Source organism: Celeribacter sp. (genome assembly GCF_048259695.1).
Classification (GTDB): Bacteria; Pseudomonadota; Alphaproteobacteria; order Rhodobacterales; family Rhodobacteraceae; genus Celeribacter.
The window spans coordinates 1-5,319 of record NZ_JBLXHL010000055.1; the positions used below are offsets into that span (position 1 = coordinate 1).

Sequence of the window (5,319 nt, forward strand, 5' to 3'; positions counted from 1 at the left end):
AGGCGATGATGACGCTGACATATGCCAGCCAGACGGTAAGTTCCACTGGGTTTCCTTGTCGTTCAGGGTGTAATGAAATACTGCAAGACGGCCTGCCAATATCGCGGCTCTCCGCCACGTCAGCAACACTTTTCGCTCCGATCGGCTCGGCAAGACAGCCACACGGCATTTCATCGAGCAGGCTGCTGCCCCCGTTTTCCATCCCCACGCATCCCATCGACAACGAATTCCATGCACACGCGAGCTGCATGGAATCCCAAACACAAAAAAGCCTCCCGAATGGGAGGCTTTTTTGAAGAATCTGGAGCGGGTGAAGGGAATCGAACCCTCGTCTTAAGCGGCCAGTCACAGAAGGCTTTGAGCTGGATCATTGCACAACTTGTGTGCCTGTTCTGTGTACCCATTATTCACAACGCCCAACAAAAGGGAAGCCCCACCGAGTGGGCAGGGCTGATAGGCTCCAGCGCCTGCCCATGCTGGCCGCTTTTGTGGCGTGACCTGGCTCGAAGCGCTTAGAAGATCACGCTGGCTAGTATCCCAGGCGAGCAACGGGCGCCCTACCGTTCATTGAACTGACTTTCATCAATACCTTGTCATCGTCAAAGACTGCAGAAAGGCTCTGCTGCTCGGTGCCAATACCGAAAGCGCCAACGTGGACATAGACCCAATTGACGACAAGATTGCCATCGTTGCCAAAGCCTTGCCCGACTGGTGCGCCAAACTGCTCTTTCATCTCGGCTAATGTCGTGACGCCCGGCTCCAGGGACTCAATTGCTGCGTTGTCCATCTTTTGCCCGCTTGTGGCGCAGCCGGATACTGCTGCAGCGATGACAACTGGGGCCACGATACCGGGAATGTAGTGATGCATTGGCTTCTCCTCCATGAGTGTTCATTGATAGTAGTCGCCAGGCACAAAAAAAGCCCCTCTAAGGGGCTGGTCAGCTATTGCGGTATCGGCCTGTCGGCGCGGCTTCGATATGCTGCATGATGCGGGCAGCGGCATAGTCCGTATCCAGCTCGAGCACGTCGCACATGTGCCTCAGCTGCACTTGATCGGTCAGCAAGTCGGCCAGGGCATCGTCTGCCACGCTGCGATCTGCTCGCATCCGTGGCTGTGTGCCGTGCAACGCGGCTGCGCAGTCTTCCACGTACAGTGATAGCGCAGCTCTCCAGACGGCCAAGAATGGCGATGGGTCGATCTCTAGTTCTACTGCTGGGGCGCTACCCGTCATGGCTGCTGTCCTCACTCTGGAATGAAGTAGATCAATGCCACTGGGGGCCGCTCCGTCTGCACTGCATGATCGAAGCGGGCATAGAACGCGGCGTCCGATTCACCTGGGCGCTGCCAATCCTCGATCAGCACCCCGTTGCGGTCGGTGAAGCGGTACCCGAGGCGATAGCTGCTAGTCACGAAGCTCTACCTCGACGGTGCCGCCGCCATGCAGCTCTGCACACCGCTGCTCAACGCGTGACGTGAAGGCTTCAGCGGTCTCGTCTGGTGTGCGTCTCAGGGTCTCGCCTGGGCGCTTGGTACTGCCGGCAATGACAGCCATCACGACGTTGCTCTCTGGGCCGCTGACGCAATCCAGGAATATCACCAAGGGCTCGTCATCCTCGGGCAGCATCACCGCCTCCAGCTTGGCCATCCGGCGCTTCAGAGCATCACTCGCCATGCGCTGCCTCCAGTGCCTCAAGGCGTTGCGCCAGCTCAGTGACTTCCACGATGCGAGCCGCGCCACCCAGGGCCGACACCATCGAAGCGGCCACGTCAGCCGGCACACGGCCCTCAGCAGCCGCTGACAGCCAGCACTCAGCCTGCTCGGCCAATGAGGCACCGGTCGGCACGTCGAGCGTCACAGGGGCGGTGGACGCCTTCACTGGCGGTTGCAGTCGCTCCAGTACCAGCCTTGCCGCTGCCATGTCGCCGGCCATTGCACGTTCCACGACCACGCCGGCCACGCTGGCACCGTGCAGTTCCAGCTCACGGCGCAAGGCAGTGTTTTTGGCCTTGGGACGCCCAGCGGGGTTGCCGCTGGTGCCCTTCTGGAAGGTGCCGCGCGTCGTGCGGCCCTCCTTGCTCACTGCTGGGCCTCGAATGCGGCGCGGGCCTGGGCTGCTTTCTCGCTACCTTGACGGTATTCAGCAGCCACGGACGAAGCCTTGAGGTCATCGCTGCACTCGAGCGCCGCGATGTAGGCGTCACCCAAGCGCGTCTGCGCCGTCTCGATTGCCTCTTGCTTGGTCAGCACGTCCGGAGCGTGTGCCAGCATCGCGCGGCGGATGATCGTGCCTTGGTTCTCGGCAGACACACCCGAAACAAGCGGGGAAGCATTGCGGATGGCATGAATGACCTCACCGTCACCGCGCTGGATCGCGTCACCGATGGCTTTCTGACGCTGCTCGTCAGTCATGCTACGCAGGGCGGACCGGATCTCCGACTCGGCTGACTGTCCGCGACTGGTCAGCCCCAGGCGCTCGGTCGCCTCGACTTCGAGGGCTTCGCGGCGGATGCGAAGGCCGGCGTTTGCGCGGTCGTACTGCTGGGACACGCGAGCCAGGGCGGCATCGGTGTGCTTCGCCAGACTTTGCAGGTGTGCGGCTTGGGTAACGGCTGGATCTTGGGTGCTGCGGACCTTATTCAGCCCCTCGAACGATGCCCGCCATGTGGCCAGAACGTCGCGAGTCGCCTTGAGTGTGGTGTCGTCCTCGAGTTTGGCGTCATTCATCACTGACTCAATGAATCCCGGATGCACTTTCTCGGGTACACGGAACTCGGGCAGCTCCTTTTGGGCGTTGGCATCAGTGCGCGGGCGAATGCGTCCGTTGCGGAACTCGAGATCGTTACGGTAGCTCATTCAGGGTGCCTCTCAATTAGTTGACCTATTACAACCATTTTACCCTGAAACTGGATGCGCATACAGTGCTTTTTGCCTGATATGGCCTGCACCATTCAACGGAACAGGGAAGAATCAGGGGGCCACAGAAAACTCACGATAATGCGGATAATCATGAATTTCTGAGAGCTTGATGATAATGCGCCTCATTCAATGCCCTGTTCCCGTCCTGCTCATCAGGCGGTGCGTTGAATCTGCTGTGGCGCCGGGCGTTATGGTGCCCCGCTGCTGGGTGGCAGGGTGCGAGATGCAATTTAGTGACGGAGTGACAACCTAGTGACGACGTATCCGCTTAGGTCGTCACCGCTGGAGACCGCATGGTTGCTGGGCTGGGGCCGATTTAGTGACGGAGTGACAACCTTTTCTATAAATTAGGGAAAGATAAGTAGGAGGGAGAGAGGGACGTGGGTGCACGTGGCACAGGGAGTTTTCTGAAAGTTTGCAGAAAGGTTGTCACTCCGTCACTCAAGGCATGAAAACGGCCTACAGCCCCCGTGGTTGCTGGGCTTCAGGAATGACAACCTCGAGTGACGACGTCGTCACACCATGCTGAGCAGATGCCCACACAGGGCGATATGCGTGACCTATCGCTAATAACGGTATAACGCACGAGCCAGATTTGCCCCCTTCACAGGGGCCGGATATGGAAAGCCCCGGCTCAATGGCCAGGGCTCTTATGGTCAGTGATTAGATCTTCCGCAGCGGAGCATTATAGAAGCGCCCCTTGCCTGTGCGAATGTAGTCCCCGCAGTGCTTCTTGAGCACTTGGCTCATGTCGGTCTGCTGCCTCCGGTTGGGCTTGTCATACCCGAGATGCTTCAGCACTTCACTTGCGGTAACTCGCTCCCGCGCAGCGGCATCCATGTCGTATGCAGACAGGAACAACTCCTCCAGCGGGTCAACCTGCTCGAAGGCGCTGTTAGACGCCGCCAGCTTGGCCTCTTCTTCTGGAGTCAGCCACCACTGCTCCCCGTCCTTGAACATCGCGTAGACCTGGGCCCATAGCTGCTGCAGATCGTCCGTGATGCTCTCGTAGACCAGAGACGCCACCTCGACCGTCCAGAAGCGACTATTGCCAGTCGTATCGACCAGGAACTGAGCATCGTTCACTGATGCGCAGAACACAGTACGGCGCGGCAACATGGACTCGGTGCGGGCGTACGGCTTACGGATGCGGTCCTCGCCGTTGGTCACGAAGGCCTTCAGCCGGGCAATGTCCGCCTTGCGGAACGTCGCGTCCAACTCACCGATCTCGACCAGCCAGTTAGACACCGCGCCCGTGATGCTGTCCTTGTCGGCAGGGTCGATAGCCGCGCCCTCACGGAAGTACTCACTCAGCGAGGCCGGCAGCAGGTTGCGGAACCAGCTTGTCTTGCCGATTCCTTGGGCGCCAGTGAAGACGAGCACACCACGCGCATGGAAGCCGGTAGGCTTGGCCAGGGCGGCGACGGCAGACACCAGCCAGCGGGTGATAAGCGTATCCCGCAAGGTGTAGTCGAAGTCCGCGGGGATCACCACGCTGTCTAGCAGGTCCTCGAGCCTATCAACACCGTCCCAAGGCTTGCTCTCGATCCAGGTCAGCACCGGGTTATGAGCATTCTCGTCAGCGACGGTCAATAAGTACTCGCCAAGCTCGCCCACCGGGAGGCGGTTCATGTGGGCCAGCGACTTCACATGCGCCAGTGTGGCGGCGTCGCTGTTATCGCGCGTCGCTGTTAGCCCGGGGACAATCGCCTCGTCTCGCTTGTTGATGAGGTTGTAGCGCGGATGAATGCCATAGTGGCCCAGCAGCCGCTTGAGGTTGGCAAGTGTGGAAAGCGGCTTGCCGCTGCCAGTCATGTGGGGCCACTCGCCTTCCGGCATTGGGTCCTGCTGCTTATTGCGCATCATGGCGTTATGCGCCTGCAGCGCGGCGTTGTCAGAATCACTCCAGAAGCCTGACAGAGCGGCTTCAAGCTGCCCCAGCGGCGTCCCCACCTTATGATCGAGCAGCAGAGTGTATTGCTCGTCTGTCTGCGCCAGGTCAAGGCACTGCTCATGCCAAGCTGCCGCCTCACGGTTCTGCCAATCTGCCAGGCAACTGCGGTGCTCTTCTCGCTCGGCGGCCCATGTCTTGCTGCTGTGCAACTGGCTCATGCTTCACCCCCGTGGGCCTGTTCGTGTTCGTTCTGCTTCTGAGACCACAGGAGAAGGCGCTGGGCGAACTCAGCATCCGCCCCCACAAGGGAGTTGAGCCAGATCGGATCTACCCGGTACTCAGACACGGGTACCGTCTTGCCATCGGGACGAGTGAAGCTCTTACTACGCGATACCACCTGCCAGTCATACAGCTCTACCAGATCCTTGGCGCGTCGTGAGGCGTTGCCCATGCCATAGGTGCGAAGGCGGTCATTGTCGAGCCAGCCGAGATTAATGATCAGCCATA

At 59.8% G+C, this 5,319-nt stretch carries 9 protein-coding genes; all 9 read right to left on the reverse strand.

What is annotated here, in order from left to right; translation table 11 throughout:
- Positions 1-202: hypothetical protein (locus ACN0Q0_RS17630; RefSeq protein WP_417244493.1), on the reverse strand; the 202-nt coding region annotated here is incomplete at its 3' end.
- Between the two features lie 327 nt (positions 203-529).
- Complete coding sequence (locus ACN0Q0_RS17635) at positions 530-868, reverse strand: hypothetical protein (RefSeq protein ID WP_417244494.1); 339 nt, start codon at positions 866-868, stop codon at positions 530-532.
- A gap of 70 nt (positions 869-938) precedes the next feature.
- Entirely contained in the window at positions 939-1,088 is a 150-nt protein-coding gene (locus ACN0Q0_RS17640) for a hypothetical protein (RefSeq protein WP_417244495.1), read from the reverse strand.
- Between the two features lie 155 nt (positions 1,089-1,243).
- Entirely contained in the window at positions 1,244-1,411 is a 168-nt protein-coding gene (locus tag ACN0Q0_RS17645) for a hypothetical protein (protein WP_417244496.1), read from the reverse strand.
- Positions 1,404-1,673, reverse strand: coding sequence for a hypothetical protein (locus tag ACN0Q0_RS17650; RefSeq protein ID WP_417244497.1), 270 nt, complete (start codon positions 1,671-1,673; stop codon positions 1,404-1,406). Before ACN0Q0_RS17650 ends, ACN0Q0_RS17645 begins: the two co-directional genes overlap by 8 nt.
- Positions 1,663-2,082 (reverse strand): DUF5681 domain-containing protein, encoded by a 420-nt coding sequence (locus tag ACN0Q0_RS17655; RefSeq protein WP_417244498.1) that lies wholly within the window; start codon positions 2,080-2,082, stop codon positions 1,663-1,665. The genes ACN0Q0_RS17650 and ACN0Q0_RS17655 overlap by 11 nt, the downstream gene beginning before the upstream one ends.
- A complete protein-coding gene (locus tag ACN0Q0_RS17660; protein ID WP_417244499.1) occupies positions 2,079-2,855 on the reverse strand; it encodes a hypothetical protein in 777 nt (258 codons plus the stop codon). Before ACN0Q0_RS17660 ends, ACN0Q0_RS17655 begins: the two co-directional genes overlap by 4 nt.
- 726 nt (positions 2,856-3,581) lie before the next feature.
- Positions 3,582-5,030: a VapE domain-containing protein gene (locus ACN0Q0_RS17665; RefSeq protein WP_417244500.1), complete on the reverse strand. Its 1,449-nt coding sequence runs from the start codon at positions 5,028-5,030 to the stop codon at positions 3,582-3,584.
- Positions 5,027-5,319: hypothetical protein (locus ACN0Q0_RS17670; protein ID WP_417244501.1), on the reverse strand; the 293-nt coding region annotated here is incomplete at its 5' end. The genes ACN0Q0_RS17665 and ACN0Q0_RS17670, both read right to left, overlap by 4 nt.

What these genes read in the sequence shown, in the direction of transcription:
- ACN0Q0_RS17635 (WP_417244494.1), bottom strand. Translation starts at nt 868, where the DNA reads ATGCATCACTACATTCCCGGTATCGTGGCCCCAGTTGTCATCGCTGCA.
- ACN0Q0_RS17650 (WP_417244497.1), bottom strand. Translation starts at nt 1,673, where the DNA reads ATGGCGAGTGATGCTCTGAAGCGCCGGATGGCCAAGCTGGAGGCGGTG.
- ACN0Q0_RS17660 (WP_417244499.1), bottom strand. Translation starts at nt 2,855, where the DNA reads ATGAGCTACCGTAACGATCTCGAGTTCCGCAACGGACGCATTCGCCCG.
- ACN0Q0_RS17665 (WP_417244500.1), bottom strand. Translation starts at nt 5,030, where the DNA reads ATGAGCCAGTTGCACAGCAGCAAGACATGGGCCGCCGAGCGAGAAGAG.